This is a genomic window from Pseudoflavonifractor sp. MSJ-37 (assembly GCF_018917965.1).
In the GTDB taxonomy this organism is placed as follows: Bacteria; Bacillota; Clostridia; order Oscillospirales; family Oscillospiraceae; genus Pseudoflavonifractor_A.
Map to the genome: position 1 here is coordinate 215,266 of NZ_JAHLPP010000003.1, position 22,774 is coordinate 238,039.

25 protein-coding genes, 1 tRNA gene and 2 pseudogenes are annotated in these 22,774 nt (G+C 50.8%); 21 read left to right on the plus strand and 7 right to left on the minus strand.

What is annotated here, in order from left to right:
* Positions 1–195: 195 nt before the first annotated feature.
* The 6 genes from KQI12_RS08630 to KQI12_RS08655 all read left to right on the plus strand — a co-directional run bounded on the left by KQI12_RS08630 (position 196) and on the right by KQI12_RS08655 (position 5,682).
* Positions 196–1,365, plus strand: a complete 1,170-nt coding sequence (locus tag KQI12_RS08630) for an iron-containing alcohol dehydrogenase (protein WP_216572551.1) — start codon at positions 196–198, stop codon at positions 1,363–1,365.
* 174 nt (positions 1,366–1,539) lie between these two features.
* The gene (locus tag KQI12_RS08635) at positions 1,540–2,919 is read left to right on the plus strand and encodes an MATE family efflux transporter (protein ID WP_216572552.1); all 1,380 of its coding nucleotides are present in this window, start codon (positions 1,540–1,542) and stop codon (positions 2,917–2,919) included.
* Positions 2,920–3,072: 153 nt separating this feature from the next.
* The gene (gene hcp / locus KQI12_RS08640) at positions 3,073–4,704 is read left to right on the plus strand and encodes a hydroxylamine reductase (RefSeq protein ID WP_216572553.1); all 1,632 of its coding nucleotides are present in this window, start codon (positions 3,073–3,075) and stop codon (positions 4,702–4,704) included.
* A gap of 210 nt (positions 4,705–4,914) precedes the next feature.
* Positions 4,915–5,217, plus strand: coding sequence for a hypothetical protein (locus KQI12_RS08645; RefSeq protein ID WP_216572554.1), 303 nt, complete (start codon positions 4,915–4,917; stop codon positions 5,215–5,217).
* A 51-nt stretch (positions 5,218–5,268) separates the two neighbouring features.
* Positions 5,269–5,344: transfer RNA gene (locus tag KQI12_RS08650), tRNA-Ala, on the plus strand.
* 152 nt (positions 5,345–5,496) lie between these two features.
* Positions 5,497–5,682 carry a replication initiator protein A gene (locus KQI12_RS08655; protein WP_371817998.1) on the plus strand — a complete coding sequence of 62 codons (186 nt, stop codon included), beginning with the start codon at positions 5,497–5,499 and terminating at the stop codon, positions 5,680–5,682.
* Positions 5,683–5,846: 164 nt separating this feature from the next.
* On the opposite strand, the gene KQI12_RS08660 is transcribed toward KQI12_RS08655, so the two are convergent.
* The 7 genes from KQI12_RS08660 to KQI12_RS12500 all read right to left on the minus strand — a co-directional run bounded on the left by KQI12_RS08660 (position 5,847) and on the right by KQI12_RS12500 (position 12,077).
* Entirely contained in the window at positions 5,847–6,557 is a 711-nt protein-coding gene (locus tag KQI12_RS08660) for a hypothetical protein (protein WP_216572555.1), read from the minus strand.
* A complete protein-coding gene (locus tag KQI12_RS08665) occupies positions 6,547–6,765 on the minus strand; it encodes a hypothetical protein (protein WP_216572556.1) in 219 nt (72 codons plus the stop codon). Before KQI12_RS08665 ends, KQI12_RS08660 begins: the two co-directional genes overlap by 11 nt.
* Positions 6,766–6,988: 223 nt before the next feature.
* Complete coding sequence (locus tag KQI12_RS08670) at positions 6,989–8,353, minus strand: DUF4417 domain-containing protein (protein WP_216572557.1); 1,365 nt, start codon at positions 8,351–8,353, stop codon at positions 6,989–6,991.
* A 224-nt stretch (positions 8,354–8,577) separates the two neighbouring features.
* A complete protein-coding gene (locus tag KQI12_RS08675) occupies positions 8,578–9,939 on the minus strand; it encodes a DUF4417 domain-containing protein (RefSeq protein WP_216572558.1) in 1,362 nt (453 codons plus the stop codon).
* Positions 9,940–10,198: 259 nt separating this feature from the next.
* Positions 10,199–11,173 carry a reverse transcriptase family protein gene (locus tag KQI12_RS08680; protein ID WP_253290928.1) on the minus strand — a complete coding sequence of 325 codons (975 nt, stop codon included), beginning with the start codon at positions 11,171–11,173 and terminating at the stop codon, positions 10,199–10,201.
* A 36-nt stretch (positions 11,174–11,209) separates the two neighbouring features.
* Positions 11,210–11,422 (minus strand): hypothetical protein, encoded by a 213-nt coding sequence (locus tag KQI12_RS08685; RefSeq protein WP_242852854.1) that lies wholly within the window; start codon positions 11,420–11,422, stop codon positions 11,210–11,212.
* 370 nt (positions 11,423–11,792) lie between these two features.
* Positions 11,793–12,077 carry a hypothetical protein gene (locus tag KQI12_RS12500; RefSeq protein WP_253290929.1) on the minus strand — a complete coding sequence of 95 codons (285 nt, stop codon included), beginning with the start codon at positions 12,075–12,077 and terminating at the stop codon, positions 11,793–11,795.
* Here KQI12_RS12500 and KQI12_RS08690 point away from each other — a divergent pair.
* The 15 genes and pseudogenes from KQI12_RS08690 (at position 12,076) to KQI12_RS08765 (ending at position 22,654) form a co-directional block, all read left to right on the plus strand.
* Positions 12,076–13,413 (plus strand): ParB/RepB/Spo0J family partition protein, encoded by a 1,338-nt coding sequence (locus KQI12_RS08690; protein WP_253290930.1) that lies wholly within the window; start codon positions 12,076–12,078, stop codon positions 13,411–13,413. The two genes, KQI12_RS12500 and KQI12_RS08690, sit on opposite strands and share 2 nt — an antisense overlap.
* Positions 13,414–13,465: 52 nt before the next feature.
* Positions 13,466–13,807, plus strand: coding sequence for a hypothetical protein (locus KQI12_RS08695; RefSeq protein ID WP_216572560.1), 342 nt, complete (start codon positions 13,466–13,468; stop codon positions 13,805–13,807).
* Position 13,808: 1 nt separating this feature from the next.
* Positions 13,809–14,894 (plus strand): DNA cytosine methyltransferase, encoded by a 1,086-nt coding sequence (locus KQI12_RS08700; RefSeq protein ID WP_216572561.1) that lies wholly within the window; start codon positions 13,809–13,811, stop codon positions 14,892–14,894.
* Positions 14,881–15,588: an antirestriction protein ArdA gene (locus KQI12_RS08705; protein WP_216572562.1), complete on the plus strand. Its 708-nt coding sequence runs from the start codon at positions 14,881–14,883 to the stop codon at positions 15,586–15,588. Before KQI12_RS08700 ends, KQI12_RS08705 begins: the two co-directional genes overlap by 14 nt.
* 97 nt (positions 15,589–15,685) lie before the next feature.
* Entirely contained in the window at positions 15,686–16,117 is a 432-nt protein-coding gene (locus tag KQI12_RS08710) for a PcfB family protein (RefSeq protein ID WP_216572563.1), read from the plus strand.
* A pseudogene (locus KQI12_RS08715) lies at positions 16,107–16,406 on the plus strand (hypothetical protein); the annotation flags it as partial. The gene KQI12_RS08710 and the pseudogene KQI12_RS08715, both read left to right, overlap by 11 nt.
* A 49-nt stretch (positions 16,407–16,455) precedes the next feature.
* Entirely contained in the window at positions 16,456–18,303 is a 1,848-nt protein-coding gene (locus tag KQI12_RS08720; RefSeq protein ID WP_207732025.1) for a recombinase family protein, read from the plus strand.
* A 79-nt stretch (positions 18,304–18,382) separates the two neighbouring features.
* Positions 18,383–18,577 (plus strand): transposon-encoded TnpW family protein, encoded by a 195-nt coding sequence (locus tag KQI12_RS08725; RefSeq protein WP_071143486.1) that lies wholly within the window; start codon positions 18,383–18,385, stop codon positions 18,575–18,577.
* Positions 18,578–18,731: 154 nt separating this feature from the next.
* Positions 18,732–19,034 carry a hypothetical protein gene (locus KQI12_RS08730; protein WP_071143485.1) on the plus strand — a complete coding sequence of 101 codons (303 nt, stop codon included), beginning with the start codon at positions 18,732–18,734 and terminating at the stop codon, positions 19,032–19,034.
* Between the two features lie 70 nt (positions 19,035–19,104).
* Positions 19,105–19,716 carry a recombinase family protein gene (locus KQI12_RS08735; protein ID WP_071143484.1) on the plus strand — a complete coding sequence of 204 codons (612 nt, stop codon included), beginning with the start codon at positions 19,105–19,107 and terminating at the stop codon, positions 19,714–19,716.
* Positions 19,717–19,911: 195 nt separating this feature from the next.
* Complete coding sequence (locus tag KQI12_RS08740) at positions 19,912–19,995, plus strand: 23S rRNA methyltransferase attenuation leader peptide (protein ID WP_001814874.1); 84 nt, start codon at positions 19,912–19,914, stop codon at positions 19,993–19,995.
* A 124-nt stretch (positions 19,996–20,119) separates the two neighbouring features.
* Positions 20,120–20,857, plus strand: a complete 738-nt coding sequence (gene erm(B) / locus KQI12_RS08745) for a 23S rRNA (adenine(2058)-N(6))-methyltransferase Erm(B) (protein ID WP_001038795.1) — start codon at positions 20,120–20,122, stop codon at positions 20,855–20,857.
* Positions 20,802–20,980 (plus strand): annotated as a pseudogene (locus KQI12_RS08750) (rRNA adenine methyltransferase); the annotation flags it as partial. The gene erm(B) and the pseudogene KQI12_RS08750, both read left to right, overlap by 56 nt.
* A gap of 861 nt (positions 20,981–21,841) precedes the next feature.
* The gene (locus KQI12_RS08760; RefSeq protein ID WP_072851246.1) at positions 21,842–22,216 is read left to right on the plus strand and encodes a hypothetical protein; all 375 of its coding nucleotides are present in this window, start codon (positions 21,842–21,844) and stop codon (positions 22,214–22,216) included.
* A 102-nt stretch (positions 22,217–22,318) separates the two neighbouring features.
* Positions 22,319–22,654, plus strand: a complete 336-nt coding sequence (locus KQI12_RS08765) for a DUF3847 domain-containing protein (RefSeq protein WP_071143482.1) — start codon at positions 22,319–22,321, stop codon at positions 22,652–22,654.
* The last annotated feature ends 120 nt before the right edge of the window (positions 22,655–22,774 follow it).

Below are 22,774 nucleotides of genomic sequence, written 5' to 3' on the forward strand. Positions count from 1 at the left end.
CATCATTCAGAAACGGGACAGAAGAGAGAGAAAATAGACTGGATCCACAGAATGTGGATGAGCTGGACAGAAAGACCATCTGTAAAAAATAATGATCCAGGGCTCGATATCCGCACGCGATCATGCTATTATGACGATAGACGGATCGGAAAACGACCAGCCGCAACGGCTGGAGAACGATGGAGGAGGATAACTATGCTGGGAAATTTTTCATACCATACGCCTACGAAGCTCTATTTCGGAGCGGGCTCTGTGGATGGCCTGGAGGAAGAGCTGTCCCGCTATGGGAAGAACGTGGTCCTGATCTACGGCGGCGGTTCCATCAAAAAGAACGGGATCTACGACAGTGTGATAGAGCGGCTGGAGAAGAGCGGCAAGGCCGTGGCAGAGATCTCCGGCGTGATGCCGAATCCGACCAAGGACAAGCTCTATGAGGGCCTGGAGACCGCGCGGGCTCATCAGGCCGACCTTCTGCTGGCTGTGGGCGGCGGCTCGGTGTGTGACTACGCGAAGGCCCTGTCGGTGTCGGTCCACTGCGGGGAGGACCCTTGGGAGAAGTACTATGTCCGATTCGAGGAGCCCGACGTGCCAGTGGTCCCGGTGGGCTGTGTGCTGACCATGGTGGGCACCGGGTCCGAGATGAACGCCGGCGCCGTCATGACGGACACGGAGCACAGGCAGAAGCTGTGCCACGTGTTCGCCAGCTCCGACGTGATGCCCAAGTTCACGGTGCTGGACCCCACCTATACGCTGACTCTGCCCCGGTATCAGATGGTGTCCGGCATCTATGACATCTTCAACCACATCTGCGAGCAGTATTTCTCCGGCACGGACGACAACACCAGCGACTACATCAGCGAGGGGCTCATGCGCTCGGTGATCCACTCCAGCCGGATCGCGGTGGCGGATCCGCAGGACTATGAGGCCCGGAGCAATCTCATGTGGACGGCCACCTGGGCGCTGAACACCCTGATCTCCCGGGGAAAGAGCGGCGACTGGTCGGTCCATATGCTGGGCCACGCGGTGGGCGGATACACCGGAGCGACTCACGGCATGGCACTGGCCGCTGTATCGCTGGCCTACTACCGGCATATCCTGCCCTATGGACTGGAGAAGTTCAAGCGCTTCGCCGTCAACGTCTGGGACGTGGACCCGGCGGGAAAGACCGAGGAGCAGACCGCGCTGGCAGGCCTCTCTGCCATGGAACACTGGATGCGTGAGATCGGCGTGGTGATGCACCTGACCGATCTGGGCGTCACTGGGGAGATGCTGGAGGGCATCGCCGACGTGGCGGTCCCCACTCCCGGCGGCTATAAGACCCTGAGCCGGGATGAGATCATCACGGTGCTTCGGGAGAGCTTGTGAGCAAAGTCCCGCGGAGATGAGGCCGCGCATGGATACTTCCGGATTGCCATCTGGAGCGGACTATGTTATGATGATATCGACATAAAAACAGAAGGACGCTCATCTGCCGCCCGTGGCCAGGTGAGCGTCCCTCTGACGTTTGAGCCGGTCCTGGGACCGGCCGGGAGGGATATCATGAGCACAGAGACGGCCGGGAGGCCCAAGACCGCCCTCATGACCGAGGGGAACATCTGGAAGACCCTGTTCTTCTTCTCAGTGCCGCTGATCCTGGGCAATCTGCTCCAGCAGATGTACAACACGGCGGACTCCATCATCGTGGGCAACTGCGTAGGGAGCATCGCCCTGGCGGCGGTGGGGTCCGGCACCTCGCTGATCTACCTGCTGATCGCGTTCAGCCAGGGCGCCGCCGTGGGCGCGGGCGTGATCGTGGCCCAGCATCTGGGCTCCGGGGACCGGAAGGGGGTCCAGTCGGCGGTCCATACGGCGCTGGCGCTGGCGGCGGTGCTGGGCCTGCTCCTGACGGCGGGCGGCATCGCGTTCAGCCGGCCCCTGTTGGAGAAGATGGGGTCTCCGGACGAGGTGCTCCCTCAGGCGGCCCGGTACCTCCAGCTTTATTCCGGCGGGATGCTCTTCAACGTGGTCTACAACATGGCGGCCGGCATCCTGAACGCGGCGGGGAACTCCCGGCGGTCCCTGCTCTATCTGGCCGCGGCGGCGGTGACCAACATCGTGCTGGACCTGATCCTGATCGCTGGACTGGGCATGGGCGTGGAGGGTGCGGCCATCGCCACTGATGTGAGCCAGGCGGTGTCCTGTGTGCTGGCCCTGCGGTTCCTGACGCGGGTCGATGCGGATTACCGGGTGGAGCTCCGGCAGCTCCGGCTGGAGCGGCGGATGGCTCTGCGGATCATCACGATCGGACTGCCCACCGGCATCCAGAACATGGTCATCTCCTTCTCCAATATCCTGGTGCAGGCCAGTGTGAACGGCTACGGGGCCTCGGCGATCGCCGGGTTCAGCGCCTATCTGAAAGTAGACGGCTTCAACATCCTGCCTATCATGAGCTTCAGCATGGCGGCCACCACCTTCGTAGGCCAGAACTACGGCGCGGGCCGTCTGGACCGGGTGAAGAAGGGAATGTGGGTGACGCTGGCCATGGGCATCCTCTACACGGCCTGCACCGGTGTCCTGCTGGTCCTTTTCGACCGGCAGATCATCGGGCTCTTCGTCCATGACGAGGCCGTCATCGACTGCGGCGCCCTGGCGATCCACTATTTCTGCCCGTTCTACTTCATCCTGAGCATCCTCCACGGACTGGCCGGCACGGTCCGGGGGACGGGGCGGACCATCCCGCCTATGCTGGTCCTGCTGTTCTCCCTGTGCCTGTTCCGGGTGGCCTGGATCGAATTGGTCCTGCCCCGTTCCTTCCAGACCATCGACGGGATCTTCCTGCTCTATCCGGTGTCCTGGGCCGTGGGCGCGGTGCTCATGGTCCTGTACGCTTGGAAAGGGAAGTGGCTGGACGACCTCCATGCCGCGGCGGGAGCGAACTGAACATTCGGCCCGATGAGCCGCCAGAGACTGTTCGGTCTCCGGCGGCTTTCGTTGTTTTTCCAACTGACAGACGGAGGAGAGGGCAGTATACTGATGACACACGCAGGGGAGACTACTGCTGAGATGACTGTTTGGAAAAGGAGCGTCCACACCATGGAAAACAAGATGTTCTGCTATCAGTGTCAGGAGACCGCCGGCTGTACCGGCTGTACGCAAGGGGGCGTCTGCGGCAAGCATCCCCATACCGCCAAGCTTCAGGATCTGCTGATGTACACGGCCCGGGGCTTGAGCGAGATCACCACCCGCCTGCGGGCGGAGGGGAGGCCGGTAGACCACGCGGTGGACCAGCTCATCACGGACGATCTGTTCACCACCATCACCAACGCCAATTTCGACGACGCCTCCATCACGGACCGGATCGTCCAGACGGCTGAGACTGCCCGTCGTCTGCGGGCAGAGCTGTCCTGTCAGGAAGGACTGTCTGAGGCGGCTCTTTGGGAGCCCTCCGGCGATCTGGAGGAGAAGGCGGCTCAGGTGGGCGTTCTGGCCACAGCGGACGAGGACATCCGGAGCCTGCGGGAGCTCATCACCTACGGCCTGAAGGGGATGGCGGCCTATGCCCATCATGTGGACGCCTACGGCAAGTCCGTGCCCGAGGTGGATGCCTTCCTCCAGTCCGCTCTGGCCAGGACCCGGGACGACCGGCTGAGCTTCGACGATCTGGCAGCTCTGACGCTGGAGACGGGCAGATATGGCGTGCGGGTCATGGCGGCTCTGGACGAGGCCAACACCTCCGCTTATGGACAGCCGGAGATCACCAAAGTGGACATCGGTGTCCGGGAAGCCCCCGGCATCCTGGTATCCGGCCACGATCTCCACGACCTGGAGATGCTGCTGGAGCAGACTCAGGGCACCGGCGTAGACGTGTATACCCACTCGGAGATGCTGCCCGCCCACTCCTATCCAGGCCTGAAGAAATATCCGAACCTGGTGGGCAACTATGGCGGAGCCTGGTGGGAGCAGAAGGAGCAGTTCGAGGCGTTCCACGGTCCCATCCTGCTGACCACCAACTGTCTGGTGCCGCCGAAGCAGAGCTATAAGGACCGGGTGTACACCACCGGAGCGGTAGGTTTCACCGGCTGTCCCCACATCGAGGAGGATGCGCGTGGCCATAAGGACTTTTCCGCTCTGATCGCCCACGCCAAGCGGTGCGCGCCGCCTGCGGAGCTGGAGCGGGGGAGCATCGTGGGTGGCTTCGCCCACGGTCAGGTCATGGCGCTGGCCGGCCAGATCGTAGAGGCCGTCAAGTCCGGCGCGATCCGCAAATTCGTAGTCATGGCGGGCTGCGACGGCCGGGCCAGGAGCCGGGAGTACTACACGCGCTTCGCAGAGGCCCTTCCCAAGGATACGGTGATCTTGACGGCGGGCTGTGCCAAGTACCGCTACAATAAGCTGGATCTGGGGGACATCGGCGGCATCCCCCGGGTGCTGGACGCGGGCCAGTGCAACGACTCCTACTCCCTGGCGGTGATCGCCATGGAGCTCCAGAAGGCCTTTGGCCTGGAGGATATCAACGACCTGCCCATCGTCTACAACATCGCGTGGTATGAGCAGAAGGCGGTGATCGTCCTGCTGGCCCTGCTGTCTTTGGGAGTCAAAAACATCCATCTGGGCCCCACGCTCCCAGCGTTCCTGAGCCCTAACGCAGCCAAGCTGCTGACAGACACCTTCGGCATCGCCGGGATCTCCACGGTAGAGGAGGACTTGGAGGCGCTGATCGGCTGATTTGGGTCTGTAAAAATAGGATAGAGCGATATCAGTTTTGAAAGTGCGCTGACAACATCAGAGGCGGACTTTTTATGGAGCCTCGCGACGATGTGATAGCGGGTCTTTCGCTCGACGAGGGCAAGGATGGTCTCATCCTTGCCCTTTCGTTTTCCTATCACACAGTCCATCTCCCGATGTCCTGGCTCAGAGCGATCGGCAATATACTGTATGATAGGAGGGCTGTTAAGGACACAGAGCAGCGTCCAGAGTAGTCATTTGGGCAGCCTGGTCCTCGACACCATATGCCTTGCCGAGATGATGAAGCTCGGTGAAGTCATACGGATCGCCGCTCTTCTTGGAGATCCCCTGCTTGTGGGCGTTCGGAAAATTTTGAAAAAGAGATTGACAAACGGGAAAAGAACTGTTACAATACCTCTTGTCGATTTGCTGGCGAGTGAGAACAGCGGCTCGATAGATAAGAAGATATCGTTTGACTGGGAGTCTGGCCCATCCAGTCACGCACCCCGTTAAGCAACAACTTAATAGTGTGTATCCTGTAAATTTCCTCTTTTGGAAGTATATGGGGGTATAGCTCAGCTGGGAGAGCGCTTGAATGGCATTCAAGAGGTCAGCGGTTCGATCCCGCTTATCTCCACCAAACCGTCAAGGATACACGGGAAAAACTTGCTTTCGATCGAAAGCAAGTTTTTTTCTGCCTTGCGATAGGACCCGCATATTCCTCCCTGCCATTCGATCGCGTCTCCCGAAGGGCGTTCCTTGTGAACGCCCTTTTTTTATGCCCGGAACGAGGTGAAAAATTTGGAACAAGAAATTACTTTCGACTATTTCTATGGCAGTGCATCTGAACGATCCAGTTATTATCGCATCCCCCGGCTACGTGTCACGGGTCCGCAATTCCGCAAATCATCTACGGATGCCAAACTGCTGTACGGACTGATGTTAGACCGCATGGGCCTTTCTGCGAAGAATAGATAACCTCCGATTATAAGAGAATTGGGCGCTTTTAGGAAAAATATAAAACGAAAGGTCCTGTAACCATTACGGCTACAGGACCTTTCGATGGTCCGAGTGTAATTATAGGATTTCAGAAAACACAGATATATCAACGGTTTTCTGGCAGTCGGCAAGAGGTATTTATTCTAAATTGAACGGTCAAGCACAGTGACCTGCGTAATCACATCACGCAGACGATCGGAACCGACCATGTACTCAAGTGCATCATCAGCGGTGTTAAAGCAGCATTCCGTCTCGGGACAATTCCAAACATAAATTGTGATTTTGTCATCTGTTCCATATCGAATAATGCCATAATGAATGCCGTTCCATTTAATTTCTACTTCTCCGCCGCATTTCATACACCACTTAAAATCGCTGATCGATTTAAAACGGTTATCTTCCAATGAGTTTTTGGATTTTAAAATGCGATAGGGCATGCCACACCTCCAATATGACTTGAAATCAGGAATATCTCCGCCCCAATAGTTTTCTGCTTTGCCCCAGTTTGGTCGGTTACCTTCCCATACAATGTTATGATCGTGAGGAATAGAGTGCTGTTTGGGATTGCCGTGATTTGAGTAATGCCGTTCCTTGACTGCCCTACCGTCTGCGCCAATCTTAGTTTCTCTTAAATCCCCGTTACGATCAGCTGTGCGGTTGATGCTGCCGGGTTCACCTAAAAAACGTTCATCATCCGGCTTAGAGGGCTTCCACTTTCCACCATAAGCGCTGCCGCCGCCCTTATAAGCGCCGCCGATCAAGTATGGCTCTATTGTATCACATTCAGGTCGATATGTCTCGCCGATTTTGAAAGCGTCGAGATCTTCTGACTTGTAATTTCTCTCATAGCTCATAGTCATACAGGAAGAAATGAACCATACGGTCAAGATGATTCTGATCCTCCGGATGAGTTTTGTCAAAACCGATCAACAAGAGATCATCAAAGTCTCCGGGGTTCTCTTGAAACTTGGGAATGACAGGGATTTTTAACTTTCCTTTTCCGGGAAATTGATTGCGAAGCAGGGTTTGACTCGTTCGGTAGATGTAGTTTTCTTCAGTCATATGGAACCTCCTGTACATAGTAAGGAGCAAGTCTTTCTATATGCAGGCTCTAAAATAGAGAATATTGCATATTCTTGTGCAACAAAAGTCTAAAAAATTGGAAATATAAATAAAGATGGGAGAGCTCTTTGTAGAACTCTCCCATGGTCGGAGTGTAATTATAGGATCTCAGAAAATACAGATATATCAATGGTTTGCTGGCAGTCGGCAAGAGGTATTCATCCTAAATTGAACGGTCAAGCACAGTGACCTGCGTAATCACATCACGCAGGCGGTCAGAGCCAACCATATATTCAAGGACTTCATCAGAGGTATCACAGAGTTTTTCAGTATCTTCGCGGTATGCCATGGAAATACTGATTCTTCCGTTGCTGCGAGGCGTAATGCTATATAGATTTTCGTTCCACATGAATTCGACCTCTCCATGCCATTTCATACATGTTTTGAAGTCGCTGATGCTGACAAAACGATTCTGCTCTGAAGGGATATCTGGAGAAACTGTGTTTTTCATCATATTGCAGGCCTCCCGCCATTGCTTAAACTCTGGTGCTCCATTCGGATAATTGATTGCAGGCTGTGGGTCGGGATATCCCGCAGGATTATTCCAATGAATTGGATGATCGTGCGGATTGGTATGTGCCCATGGTTGCTTATGATCTGTATAGTGCCGTTCTGTTACTGCACGCCCATCCTCACCGATCTTGGTGTCAACACGGTACCCGTTCTTATATGTTGTCTTTATTTCTCCCGGTTTACCTAAAAATCGCTGATCTTGCGGTTTGTTTGGGTTTGGACGCCACTTTCCACCATAAGCGCTGCCGCCGCCCTTATAAGCGCCGCCGATCAGGTATGGCTCTATTGTATCACGTTCGGGACGATATGTCTCGCTGATTTTGAAAGCGTCGAGATCTTCTGACTTGTAATTTCTCTCATAGCTCATATATCTCCACGAGCTGCGCTCATAGTCCACATACACAATGTTCCCCTGCATTTCAGGAAAGGGCGTGTTGTAGCAAATAATTTTCTCCGGCTCAATACGCCGAAGCATTTCATTGTAGCCAGCCATGAACCATTCTTTCTGGTCGCAGCGGTTATCATGCTCAGATGCCATATAGGTGGAGACCGCAACAACGCTGCCTTTTTCGATCCCCTCAAAACAGAAATCAAAGGTGGATTCATCACCCCAGTTTACCGTGGGAATAACACGGATTCCTTTGGAGGCCCAATAGGCGCCGCACCAGCGGTTGCGGAACACATTGTAAAGCTGCATAACAGGCGCCATTTCCAGATACATGCTGAAATCCGGAGACAGCACCGCGCGGTATCGGGAGAGTTTTTCGATGTCGCTGTCCGGATTCTTCCAGACTCGTTCAAAGCGATAGTCATACAGGAAGAAATGAACCATACGGTCAAGATGATTCTGATCCTCCGGATGAGTTTTGTCAAAACCAATCAACAAGAGATCATCAAAGTCTCCGGGGTTCTCTTGAAACTTGGGAATGACAGGGATTTTTAACTTTCCTTTTCCGGGAAATTGATTGCGAAGCAGGGTTTGACTAGTGCGATAATTGTAGTTTTCTTCGGTCATATTGGAACCTCCTGTACATAGTAAGGAGCAAGTCTTTCTATATGCAGGCTCTAAAATAGAGAATATTGCATATTCTTGTGCAACAAAAATCTAAAAAATTGGAAATATAAATAAAAATGGGAGAGCTCTTTGTAGAACTCTCCCATGGTCCGAGTGTAATTATAGGATTTCAGAAAACGCAGATATATCAACGGTTTGCTGGCAGTCAGCAAGAGGTATTTATTCTAAATTGTGCGAGAAATAACATTAACTTTTGTAATTACATCCCTCAAACGATCATCACCAAGCATATATTCAAGAGCATCGTCAGCCGTATCGCATACTTTTTCTGTCTCCGGTCTGTTTGCTTGATAAATCGTTATTTTATTATTGGTTCCATAGCGGATAACTCCGTAAGTGATGTTGTTCCAAACAAACTCAATTTCCGCTCCCCAGTTCAGACTACGCTTGAATTCGCTGATGGTTTCAAAATTCATGCTGCCGTCTGGGACGATAATATAGTTGTCCATAGAGAATGTCCTCACATATTGCTTAAACTCAGGTGCGCCACTGGGGTAATTGATAGGTGGCCCCGGCATGGGATGCTCATCAGGCGTATTCCAATCGATTTTGTGATCATGGGGATTCGTATGTTTATCTCCGCGGTTGTGATCTGTTTCATGCCTCTCGATTTCCGCACGACCATCACTTCCAATTTTTGTTCTGAATATCTCGCCGTTGCGCATTATGGTCGTTTTAATTTCTCCGGGTTTACCCCAGTAACGCTGATCTTGCGGCTTATTCGGATTTGGCCGCCATTTCCCGCCATACGCGCTGCCGCCGCCCTTATAAGCGCCGCCGATCAGGTATGGCTCTATTGTATCACGTTCGGGACGATATGTCTCGCCGATTTTGAAAGCGTCGAGATCTTCTGACTTGTAATTTCTCTCATAGCTCATATATCTCCACGAGCTGCGCTCATAGTCCACATACACAATGTTCCCCTGCATTTCAGGAAAGGGCGTGTTGTAGCAAATAATTTTCTCCGGCTCAATACGCCGAAGCATTTCATTGTAGCCGGCCATGAACCATTCTTTCTGGTCGCAGCGGTTATCATGCTCAGATGCCATATAGGTGGAGACCGCAATAACGCTGCCTTTTTCGATCCCCTCAAAACAGAAATCAAAGGTGGATTCATCACCCCAGTTTACCGTGGGAATAACACGGATTCCTTTGGAGGCCCAATAGGCGCCGCACCAGCGGTTGCGGAACACATTGTAAAGCTGCATAACAGGCGCCATTTCCAGATACATGCTGAAATCCGGAGACAGCACCGCGCGGCATCGGGAGAGTTTTTCGATGTCGCTGTCCGGATTCTTCCAGACTCGTTCAAAGCGATAGTCATACAGAAAGAAATGAACCATACGGTCAAGATGATTCTGATCCTCCGGATGAGTTTTGTCAAAACCGATCAACAGAAGATCATCAAAGTCTCCGGAGTTCTCTTGAAACTTGGGAATGACAGGGATTTTTAACTTTCCTTTTCCGGGGAATTGATTGCGAAGCAGGGGTTGACTCGTTCGGTAGATGTAGTTTTCTTCAGTCATATGGAACCTCCTGCAATGTAGTAAGGAATAAGTCCTTCTGCGAGTAGGAGGAAAGGATAGCGGAAGATGCACAGTTCCGTGCAACGGAAAGACTCCGGCAATAAAAAAAGGCAAGTCCTATAAGGACTTGCCCTTTGGTCGGAGTGTAATTATAGGATCTCAAAAAACACAGATATATCAACGGTTTGCTGGTAGTCGGCAAGAGGTATTCATCCTGAGAAAACAATTTTAACGCTACCACCCAATTTTGAGTGGTGACTTATTCTTTTACAAACTTTTCAAAAGCAAATTTACGTATATTAGGGTAAGCTGACTTGTCAACCTGTCTGGCAGCAGTAACAAGGCCACGTAGACGCTGACGACTTTTTTTATCAGTGGGATTATTGCGAAGATATTCATGCTCAAACATAATCTTTTTCCTAAGTGAGTTCTTGACGGTGGCTTTGCCCTCACTATTGATAATAACACCCGTCACCAATTTAGGATATGTTCTGGAATACCCTTTCACTTTTTTTCGGGAAACTTGGTAATTATATTTTCGGATAAGTGACAATACCGTTTTTCTAAACTCCGAGGATATGTTATGTTCGCTCGAAAATACCACATCATCTACATAGACAGTCATTATCACATCGTTATTATCTGACAACGCCTGTAATTCATCAAACATTTTGTGATTAACCAGATATGAAAGGATTTGACTTGTTGGAGCTCCAGAGATCAGATGATTATAGCATTTAACTCCTTTAGCTGCCAGAAAATCGTAAACTTCCGAAAGGAACTTTTGATCGAGCTTTTTAAGATCGATTGTTGTTAAGTTAGTCAGTACCTCGGCAACATCAGGAGAACAGCACAAATCTTCAAAGAAAAAGCGATAAACTGTTTCTCTGCTAATCGAAGGGAAAAATGCAGTCAAATCAATCTTATATAGATTCCGAGTGCCCTCGCCCAAATGCTGGCGAGCATTATCGGAGTATGATTTTCCCTTAATACCGGAAAAAACATTATCGGGCACTTCAATTTTTCCCAATAATGTTTTTATGCGTTTTTGTACAGTTTTCAATTCGGCCTGTGGAGGTTCAATAAGCCGAGGCTTTTTAGACATATCTACATAGGGACTAATCATCGAAACAACATAGTCTTGTTTTAACAAATCCCCATCTTTAATATGTAGAACATATTTTAGCATTTTCTTAGATTGAATTCCGTATAGTGGGCAATCAGTATATTTCAAAAGGCATTACACCTCAATTCTTAAAATGTGCTGGTGTTAGCTGTTGACTACTTTACCGATTATCCAACGGACAAAATCGGGAAGTAGTTCAGGGCAGCAAAAGGATACAGCCAGTACGGCTACTGCAATCAGTACAATGATGATCACAGCAGCAGGAACATGAGAGCGAGTCTCATTCGTGGAAACCTTGTTATTGTCACCGTAAACATTGATATTGATGACAATACTGGGCTTGTCCGCTTTCTTCACGGAATTCACCTCCTTGTTATTATTGGCCCTCAAAATTGAGGGGACTTCCCATCCGCCAACAACAAGGAGATATTGCAGCCTTATATCCTAAATTCACACCAGCACAAATCCGACTTCCCAAACAGTTTGTTCTGCTCGGTCCAACACCAAATCACTTGACACGGTCACAACGAAACACACATACATACTGACTACAAGTGCAGTCACAGTGTTACCGTGTTCGTGTGTCACTGTGTCGGGGTGACGAGGTGCTGATGGCACTTCTGCCGGAGAAAAATGCATCCTTACCCATAGGTACGATGCCGCCCGCGTTTTGATCACGAGCCAAACGAAGTCTGATCTGACCGCTCGTACTGACGATGTGATTATATCACAATAGGTCGAAAAAGAAAATAATAAATTGTAAATTCCACCCAGAGAGACTATGGGTGGCGTTTTCATATATAACACCATGAAGGGAGGTCACTTTCACCCGGCCAGTCTGCGGACTGGCTTTTTTCATGCCACGAAAAGGAGGTTTGCAAATGGCAGATGATAAGAAAAATGTTCCCGAGGCAGCCCCGCCCGCCGAGGCTCCTGCTCCTACGGTAGAAAATGCCGCCTTGCCGGAGCAGCCCGCTCCCGAGCCTGAACTGACCGACGCAGAGAAGGTCATGCTGGAGCATGAGGGGCAGGCGGCGCTCTTTGAAATGGGCGAGGCCGTACCTGATCCCGCTGACGCTGTTACTCACGCCGAGGCGGAGGAGCCTGCCGCTCCCGAAGTCCCCAAGGCTGAAAAGGAACAGGAGCAGCCGCCTAATCCCGGCAAGGACGATCCCGCCCCGGCACATTCCGGCAAGGTGGTGGATTTTGCCGCTGCCCGTGACGAGGCGGCCAAGGAGGAGAAAAAGGCGGTCAAGCAGAAGCCGCCCACGGAAAAGGACAAGGCCGCCAAGCCCGGCAGAGGTCGCCCGTCCAAGGAGGGCAAGGCCGCTCCCGATAAGGCAAAGCCGCCCAAACCTCGGGACAAAAAGTCCCAAAGTAAGCCTGCCCCGGAGAAGCCTGTCGTGGATAAGGGCGGCGCTCCCGCTGGTGCGGAGGTCACGCCAGAGCCGTCTGCGCCCCGTGACGCCACCCGTGCCGAAAAAGAGGAGATCGTCTATCTCAACCTGTCTGACCTGCACCCGTTCAAAAATCATCCCTTTGGAGTCCGGGACGATGCAGAGATGCAGGGGCTTGTGGAGTCTGTCAAGGCGGCGGGCGTCAATCAGCCTGCGCTGGTGCGTCCCCGTGAGGATGGCGGCTATGAGATTATCGCAGGCCACCGCCGCCAGCGGGCAAGCGAGCTTGCCGGATTTGTGAATATGCCGTGTATCGTCCGCAACATGACGGACGATGAAGCCATCCTCGCCATGACGGATGACAACCTCCGCCACCGTGAGCGCATCTTGCCCACGGAAAAGGCGCAGTCGCTCAAAATGCAGGTGGAGGCTATCAAGCACCAAGGCTCCCGCCCCGGTGAGGAGGACAAGGACGCAGGAAAACGCTCCACGCAGGTCGTGGGAGATCGCAACGGGATGAACTACAAGCAGGTGCAGCGGTATATCCGTCTGACCGAGCTTGTGCCGGATTTGCAGAAAATGGTGGACGAGAAAAAGCTGGCGTTCACCCCGGCGGTGGAGATCTCATTCATTCGCCCCAAAAATCAGAGGTATATTGCCGTGTCCATCGAGGGGCAGCAGTCCTCACCCTCGCTGTCGCAGGCACAGAAAATGCGGGAGCTGGACAAGGACGGCAAGCTCAACGGTGATGTGATCGACGGTATTCTGTCGCAGGAAAAAAAGGAGGTAGACAAGGTGATCATCAATAGTGCGGAACTGGAAAAGTATTTCGGCAAGGACAAGTCCCCGAGAGAAATGAAAGACAAGATCATTTCTCTGCTGGATGACTGGAAGGCCAAGCAGCCGCCTGAGCTGGGCAAGCCCGAAAAGAAAACGGAGCTTGAAAAGTGACCTTGGGACTTTTTGTCCCGAGGTCTTTCGTTTATGAATGGAGGTTTTTACAATGAAACGACCCCTCGCGTATATTACCGCCGCAGGCGTAAGCAGCGACCACGAAAACACAAAGCTGGCGGCGCAGTATTGCCGCACGGTGTATGAGGCGGGCTTTTCGCCAATCTGCCCGACGCTCTATCAGCCGCTTTTCCTCAATGATGCCGTTCCCGAGGAGCATAAGAGCGGCATCGACATGGGGCGCGACCTGCTCCGCCGCTCTCATGTGCTGGTGGTGTGCGGTCATATCGTCACCGAGGCCATGAAGAACGACATCGCCGTTGCCCAGCGGCTCGGGATCACCGCCACCACCCTTGAGGGCATTTTGACCGTCAAGGGACAGGGGCGCAGATAAGATGACGGCGCTCCGGCTGGGGAGCCTGTTTGACGGGATCGGCGTGTTCCCGCTGGCGGCGGTACGCTGCGGCATTGAGCCGGTATGGGCAAGTGAGATTGAAAAAGCCCCTATCTCCATCACCAAGCGCCACTTTCCCGATATGGTTCACTTGGGGGATGTGACAAAGCTGGACGGGCGGGAGATCCCGCCCGTCCATATCATCACCTTTGGCTCACCATGTCAAAATCTCTCGCAGATCGGCAACCGCAAGGGACTTGCGGGAGAAAAGTCCAGCCTGTTCTTTCAAGCTATCCGCATTATCCGTGAAATGAGGGAGGCGACAGATGGTCTATTTCCAGCAATCGCTGTTTGGGAAAATGTCATGGGAGCGTTTTCATCAAATGACAGGATGGATTTTAGAGCCGTCCTATCCGCTTTCACAGACACCGATGTTTCAATGCCTGCTTCTGGAAGATGGGCAGGAGCCGGAATGGTGCGAGGGCGAACGCCTGACCTCTGCTGGCGGCTCATGGACGCCCAGCATTGGGCAAGCCCCCGGCTGGCACGACGGCAGCGCATCTTTCTTGTGGCAGACTTTGGAGGACGGCGTTCCCACGAAATACTTTTTAAGCCCCGCACAATGCAGTCACTTCCTGCATTTGGCGGAGATCGCGGGCTGCCCGCCGCCTGCGGAGATCGAGGCTCTTTTATTGAAGCAGGGCGGCGCATACCAGTCACCCGACCCTTTCAATGCTTCCGTATGCGGGCGTCCGCCAAGGAGCGGACGGAAACAGCGTTCCGAAACAGCTTCGGATTGCCAACTGACCCTTTTCCCACTCTGTTAGCGGGCGGCATTTCGCCCTTTGCCTTTTGGTACGAGGATGATCCCGCCGGGGGCTGCGTCCGCTTTCCCACGGAAACGGAATGTGAGCGGCTGATGGGGCTGCCGGAGGGCTGGACAAGGTACGGCGCGGACGGCGAGGAAATTCTATCCTCCCACCGTTACCGGGCATTGGGAAATGCCATCGCGCTGCCCTGTGCCGAGTACATCATGGCGGGGATCGCGGAGGCGCTGACAAAAGGAGATGCAAATGACGGTATTTGAAGCCTATATTACCAACCTCGGCAAATATGCCGAGGGGCAGCTTGTGGGCGAAACGCTGAAATTTCCGGCCACCACGGAGGAGGTGCAATCGCTTCTAAAGAACATCGGCGTGGACGGTGTGCGGTATGAGGAATTTTTTATCACCGCCTTTGACGGCGATGTGATGGGCTTATACGATTATCTCACCGAGTATGAAAACTTGGACGAGCTGAACCATCTGGCACATCTCATTTCCGAACTGGACAGCGACGAGATCGAAACGCTGGAGGCCGCGCTCAACAAGGGCGACCATACTTCCAGCGTGGCGGACATCATCAACCTTGTTCACAATCTGGACTGCTATTCCCTCCACCCCGGCGTGACCGACGATGAAACGCTGGGGCGCATCTATGTGGAGGACATGGAGCTGTTGGATGTGCCGGATAATGTGCTGCCCTACTTCGATTTTGAAGCCTACGGGCGGGATATGCGGATCAACGAGGGCGGCCACTTCGCCCCCACGGGCTATCTGACCCGCAGCGGCGATTTCAAGGAGGTGTACCACGGCATCGAGGACATTCCCGCCGAACACCGCATTTTTGCGTACCCCAAGTTGAATATCCGGGAGCAGATGGCGGCCTACAAGGAGGTCATAGACCGTTCGTCTTTGGAGGGCGAACGCCTGCACCCGAGAAAGGAGCATAATGACCGCTGACCTTGGGACATTTTGTCCCAAGGTCATATTTCTATCAGAGAGGAGGCGATGACGGCTGGTAGACGAGGATATTTCCCGGCGCACAATTGCCGTATCGGTGAAGGCGTCGAAGCTGACCGTCCGGGGGCTTGCCTATGTTGTCCGGGCGGTGGGGCGCAAAATCGCCAAGGCACACCGAGCAAAGCAGACGCCCCACGGCAAGCAGACCGTGAAAAAGCTCATGGCGCATGGCACATCCACCAACAGCCTTGAACTGTCCGGGGATACAAAGCTCTTTGACCGGGTAGCCCGGAAATGGAATGTGGACTACGCCTTTTATCAGACTGAACCGGGGAAATACCTGCTGTTCTTCAAGTCCGGGCAGGCGGACGCTATGACCGCCTGCTTTTCGGAATACTCCCGCAAGGTGCTGGATAAGGCCAAGTCCCGCCAACCCACGATCCCCGAACAGATGAAGCAGGCGGAACAGCAGCTTGCCAAGGAAAAGCCGCCCAAGGAGCACATCAAGGAGGTGTCGCATGACAGATAAGCTCCGTAAATATGTGCTGCACAACATTCCCTATGTGTTCATCGGCTGGGCGTTCCTCAAGCTGGGGACGGCGTACCGTCTGGCGGCAGGCAGTGATTTCGCCCATAAATTCATCGGGCTGGGTCAGACTGTCGGCGCAGCCTTTGCCGACTTTGCCCCCGGCCTTGCTCCCTTTGACTGGCTGGTGGGCATTGTGGGAGCGGTGGCGTTCCGCCTGCTGATCTACTTCAAAAGCAAGAACGCCAAGAAATACCGCCGGGATGCGGAGTACGGCAGCGCCCGCTGTGGTGCATAATCTTAACTGTAAGGAAAACTATGTGGACGCAGGAGGTATGCACATGAACGAATATAATAAAATTACAGCCCTTTACTCCCGCCTTTCCGTCGGGGACGAGGACAGAGATGGCGGCGAGAGCAACAGCATTGTAAACCAAAAGGCATTTCTGGAACGGTACGCCCAACAGCAGAGATTAACCAATATCCGGCACTACATTGACGATGACGAAAGCGGCAGGTTCTTTGACCGCTCTGCCTATTCCCGCATGATGGAGGATGTGGAAAACGGAAAAATAGGCGTCTGCATTATGAAAGACCTGACGCGCTGGGGGCGTGATTATCTCCAAGTCGGCAATGCAATGGAGGTATTCAGACGGAACAATGTCCGCTTTATCGCGGTCAATAACGGCATAGACAGCGACAATCCCGATACATTGGAGTTTGCGCCCTTTATCAATATCATGTCGGAGTGGTACGCAAAGGACATCAGCAAGAAAGTAAAAACGGGTATCAGGACCAAGGGTGCAAGCGGCAAACCCATCGCCACCGAAGCCCCATACGGATATATGAAAGACCCGAACAACAAGGATTTTTGGATAATCGACGAGGAAGCCGCCGAAGTGGTACGCTTGATTTTCCGTCTGTTTATCGGCGGGAAGAACAGAAACCAAATTGCCGTATATCTCAAAAACGAGCAAATCCTCACGCCTACGTTCTACCTCAAACAGCACGACAGAGGGACAGCGAAAAGCAGACCGCTGAACGAGGAAAATCGCTATAAATGGAACAAAGCAACCTTAACCAAGATACTCACAAGGCAGGAGTATTGTGGTGATGTTGTCAATTTCAAGACCACAAAGCATTTTCGGGACAAGCGCAACCACTATGTAGATAAAAGCGAATGGCAGATAACCGAGAATGTGCATGAGCCGATTATCGACCGCGCCGACTTTGAAACCGTACAGCGGATTTTGGAAAACGCGCCTGTCAGACGCCCTAACGGGGACGGAGAAATCCACCCTTTGTCGGGCTTGATGTTCTGTAAAGACTGCGGCGCAAAAATGCACATTCGCATAGATTACAGGAACGGCGGCAAGCGTCATGTTGCCTTTTGCAGCGAGTACCACAAGGGCAAAGCCAAAAATCCCAAATGCAATTCCCCGCACATCATAGACGCTGATTTAGTCATGCAGACTATCGCGGATGTTCTGAAAAAAGTTGCAGAATACTCCATAAGCAACCGGGAGGAATTTGAAGCATTAGTCCGAAAAAACCTTGATATGCAGCAGACGGACAAGAGCAAAAAACAGCAGAAGCGTATTCCGCAAATTACAACACGCCTTGAACAGATTGACAAGGTGCTGAATAAACTCTACGAGGATAACGCCCTCGGTGCTATCCCACAAGACCGATACGAGCAAATGTCACAGAAATATTCGGAGGAATACTATACGCTGAAAGCGGAACTTGCAGAACTCAAAGAACAGTTATCCGCGTTTGAGGACGCAGGAGGATGGGCGCATAAGTTTTTGAAGCTGATAGAACGCTACGCCGCCTTTACCGACCTTACCCCCGCCATTCTCAATGAATTTATCAGCAGAATTGAAGTGCATGAGCGCGATAAGAAAAGGGCAAAACAAGCTGTTCAGCATATCGGGATATATTTCAGCTATATCGGCAAGTTTGAAAACGAACTGACACAGCTTGCAGAGCCGACAGAGGAAGAAATCCGGCAAATGCGGGAGAAAATCGAAGAAGCCCAAAAGGAAAAGAGCCGCGCTTATCATCGGAACTACTCAAAGGAATACCGGGCGAAAAACCTTGAAAAACGCCGGGAGTATGAACGCATCAAGGCGCGGGAATATCGGGCAAAGCGAAAGGCGCAAGCCGCTGCGCTGCCCGTATCGTAAAACAGAATAACCGACAGCAGAAAGGGATTTTCCAACTATGGGAAATCCTTTTTTTGCACCCAAAGGAAGGAGTGACCCAATGACAGAAAAGAAAACCACAACCACCGCGCAGAAGCAGCCGGATGGTATCATCACAACACAGCGGAACGGACAGACCATCGTTGCGGAGTTGTTTTTCAATCACAGAAGCGCAGAAACATTCCGCGACAAGCTGCTGAAAGCGATACTTGCCGACTATTCGCATTTTTCTGCGTCTGACGGTCAAGAGCCGTAAAAACGGAATATTTGACGATTGGAACACTCTGGACGAGGAATGTATCGCCAGAGCATTTTCTATTGAAAAAACGCCGTTTTTCCCAAGTCAAGAGCCGAAGAAAACACCCGAAAAATGCCCCTACTGCGTAACAGGGGCGCAGAAAGGAGAGTTTATGAAAACAGGACTGAAAAAGCAGGAAAAGACCACCGATATTTGGTTTGACGAGAAAGACCCCCTTATCCATATCCGCACCCACAACACCGACTTGAAGAACAGGCTGACCGCGTACAGCCGCCGCTTCCCCTCTGTCTGTAAGCTGACCGACAGCGACCCGGAAACGGGCTGTATGGAGTTTGAGATTGCAAAGGGACGCTTCTCTTTCCGTCTGACCGCACCATACAGCGAGGAACGCAGACAGGCGGCAAGCGACTATGCAAAGAAGCATGGTATTTCAGCCGGGAAAAGCAAGCCATGACACAAAGATACAGTAAAATTATTAGGTAAGGACGGTTGATGTCTATGTAAAACGAACAGGAGGATAAAAATTGACTGGAAGCATTTACGGCTATGTGCGTGTCAGCACAAGAGAACAAAACGAGGACAGGCAGCTTATCGCCTTACGCGAGGTAGGCGTTTCAGATAAGAATATCTTTATGGATAAGCAATCCGGCAAAGATTTTGAGCGTCCACAGTACAAAAAGCTGCTTAGAAAAATGAAAAAAGACGACCTGCTCTATATCAAGAGCATAGATCGTCTGGGACGCAACTATGAAGAAATCTTACAGCAATGGCGTATCATCACAAAGGACAAGGGCGTTGACATTGTGGTTTTGGATATGCCCCTGCTTGATACGCGCCGGGGAAAAGACCTTATGGGAACATTTCTCTCGGATATTGTGCTTCAAGTGCTGTCCTTTGTGGCAGAAAACGAGCGCACCAATATCAGACAGCGGCAAACAGAGGGTATCGCGGCAGCAAAGGCGCGGGGTGTGCGCTTTGGGCGACCACCACGCCCCTTGCCGGATAACTTTCATGCTGTTTATCAGAGGTGGCGTGCCGGGAAAATTACCGGCACAGCAGCCGCAAAAGAGTGTGGTATGCCCCTTGCGACCTTTCGCTACCGGGCAGAAATCTACGAAAAAGCCAAATTATTGTAAATAGGCGGTTTTACAGAAAGGTGTACTTTCCTGTAAACCGCCTATTGCTTATAGGTATTTAATATTATACTTCTTCAGACGGCGTTTTTCAAGTCTTGAAATGTAAATATTCGTTTATATCCCGGCTAATTTGTCGATAAAATGCGTTTACAGGAAAGTACACGTTACTAAAGGGATAAGAAGGAGGGATTCGTCATGTTGGTATTCCAAATGCGTAATGTAGATAAAACATCTACTGTTTTGAAACAGACTAAAAACAGTGATTACGCAGATAAATAAATACGTTAGATTAATTCCTACCAGTGACTAATCTTATGACTTTTTAAACAGATAACTAAAATTACAAACAAATCGTTTAACTTCTGTATTTGTTTATAGATGTAATCACTTCAGGAGAGATTACATGAACAAAAATATAAAATATTCTCAAAACTTTTTAACGAGTGAAAAAGTACTCAACCAAATAATAAAACAATTGAATTTAAAAGAAACCGATACCGTTTACGAAATTGGAACAGGTAAAGGGCATTTAACGACGAAACTGGCTAAAATAAGTAAACAGGTAACGTCTATTGAATTAGACAGTCATCTATTCAACTTATCGTCAGAAAAATTAAAACTGAATACTCGTGTCACTTTAATTCACCAAGATATTCTACAGTTTCAATTCCCTAACAAACAGAGGTATAAAATTGTTGGGAATATTCCTTACCATTTAAGCACACAAATTATTAAAAAAGTGGTTTTTGAAAGCCGTGCGTCTGACATCTATCTGATTGTTGAAGAAGGATTCTACAAGCGTACCTTGGATATTCACCGAACACTAGGGTTGCTCTTGCACACTCAAGTCTCGATTCAGCAATTGCTTAAGCTGCCAGCGGAATGCTTTCATCCTAAACCAAAAGTAAACAGTGTCTTAATAAAACTTACCCGCCATACCACAGATGTTCCAGATAAATATTGGAAGCTATATACGTACTTTGTTTCAAAATGGGTCAATCGAGAATATCGTCAACTGTTTACTAAAAATCAGTTTCATCAAGCAATGAAACACGCCAAAGTAAACAATTTAAGTACCATTACTTATGAGCAAGTATTGTCTATTTTTAATAGTTATCTATTATTTAACGGGAGGAAATAATTCTATGAGTCGCTTTTTTAAATTTGGAAAGTTACACTTTTTAATAACGGAGGGAATGGAATGAAAAAACTTGTAACCTTGCTTCTTTCGCTTGCTTTAGTGCTATCTCTTGCAGCTTGTGGCGGAGAAGCGACACCTGACGCATCTGACGATGCCCCCGCTTCTTCTCAAAATGAAGAAAGCACCGAAAACGACAACACCGAAAATCAAATCGTATTTGAGGAAGTTGTTGCCATTGACAACGCAGAGTGTGCGGTAAAAATTACCGAAATCGACCCCGATAATATGTGGGGCTACACTCTGAAAGCACAGCTTGAAAACAAGTCCACAGAGAAAACCTATATGTTCTCTGTCGAGAGTGCTTCCATCAATGGTGTTCAGTGCGATCCAATGTTTGCAAGCGAGGTAGCTGCTGGCAAAAAGGCTAACGAAGAAATCAACTTTAGCACCGATACTCTTGAGGAAAATGGTATTGTTGAATACACAGATATTGAATTGACTTTCAAGGTGTATGATAGCAATGATTGGTCTGCTGACCCTGTTGGAAAGGAAACAATCCATGTCTATCCATACGGAGAAGAAAACGCTGTTGCATTTGTGAGAGAAGCACAGGCTACTGATAATGTGATTATCGATAATGATTATGTTACTGTTATCGTAACAGGCTATGAAGATGATGAGATATGGGGCTATACTGCCAATCTGTTCTTGCTGAACAAGACAGACAAAACGGTAATGTTCAGCGTTGATGACGCATCTGTAAACGGCTTTATGGCAGACCCATTCTATGCAACTTCTGTTTCTGCCGGAAAATGTGCATTTAGTTCTATGGCATGGTCTGATACAACTTTAGAGGAAAACGGAATTACCGAAGTGGAAGAAATCGAAGTCCTGTTTAGAGCATACGATGCTGATGATTTTATGGGCGAAGATTTTGCAAATGAGGTAATTACATTAAATCCGTAACGAGATGAGGTGTGCAACATGAAAACGGCAAAATTAGTAATCGGAATTATCAGCATGGTTTTATTTGTTTTAGTAGCTTTTCAATCTTGCGCTGCCGGATTAGGAAATGCTTTAGCAGATAACGGCGAAGTAAGCGGAACATCAGGAATGTTGCTTGCTTTCTGTATGCTGATTGCAGGCATCGTTGGAGTAGCAACCCGAAAGAGCAAAGGCGGCGGAATTGTTGCCGGAGTATTCTATCTGTTGGGCGGACTGCTGGGAATTGTAAATTACGGTAGCTTCTCTGACCTTGCTATCTGGTCTGTCCTTTGTTTCATTTTCGGAGCTGTCTTTATTTTGGGCTCCTTGAAAATGAAGAAAGCAGATAAAAGTAACACAGACGCGGCAGAATAATATTATTCAAATAACAATAACATAATTCCCCAACAGGGCGACTATTTCCAAACCGAAGTAGCCGCCCTTTTCTTTTACTAAAAATCAAAAAGGAGGGCTACCATGTCGAAGAAAAAACCACCGACCACCATCGAGGAATGTAACGCCGAAATGGAACTGACACAGAAGAAAATCCGGCAGTATGAGAACAGGAACAAAATGCTTGACCGCAAACTTGCCATTGAGAAGCGCAAGGAGCGCAACCACCGTCTTTGTTCGCGGGGCGGCTACCTTGAAAGCCTTGTCCCGGCACTCATTGATATGTCAGAACAGGAAGCCCGCGACTTCCTCTACACCGCGGTTTTCAGCGACAAAGCGCAGGAGTTTTTGAGAAAACGAGCCGGAGAAGCGACACCGAAGAATTACCCTTGCACACAAGGGCGCACTTATACACCCTAACGGGCGTGTGCGCTCTGCCGAGGGCTTTATCTCCGCACCGGGCATTATTGCCTTGTGCAGAGATTGGCGGCTTGCGCCGCGACAGGGAAACCTACACTTTCCCTGCGACAGCTTGCGCTG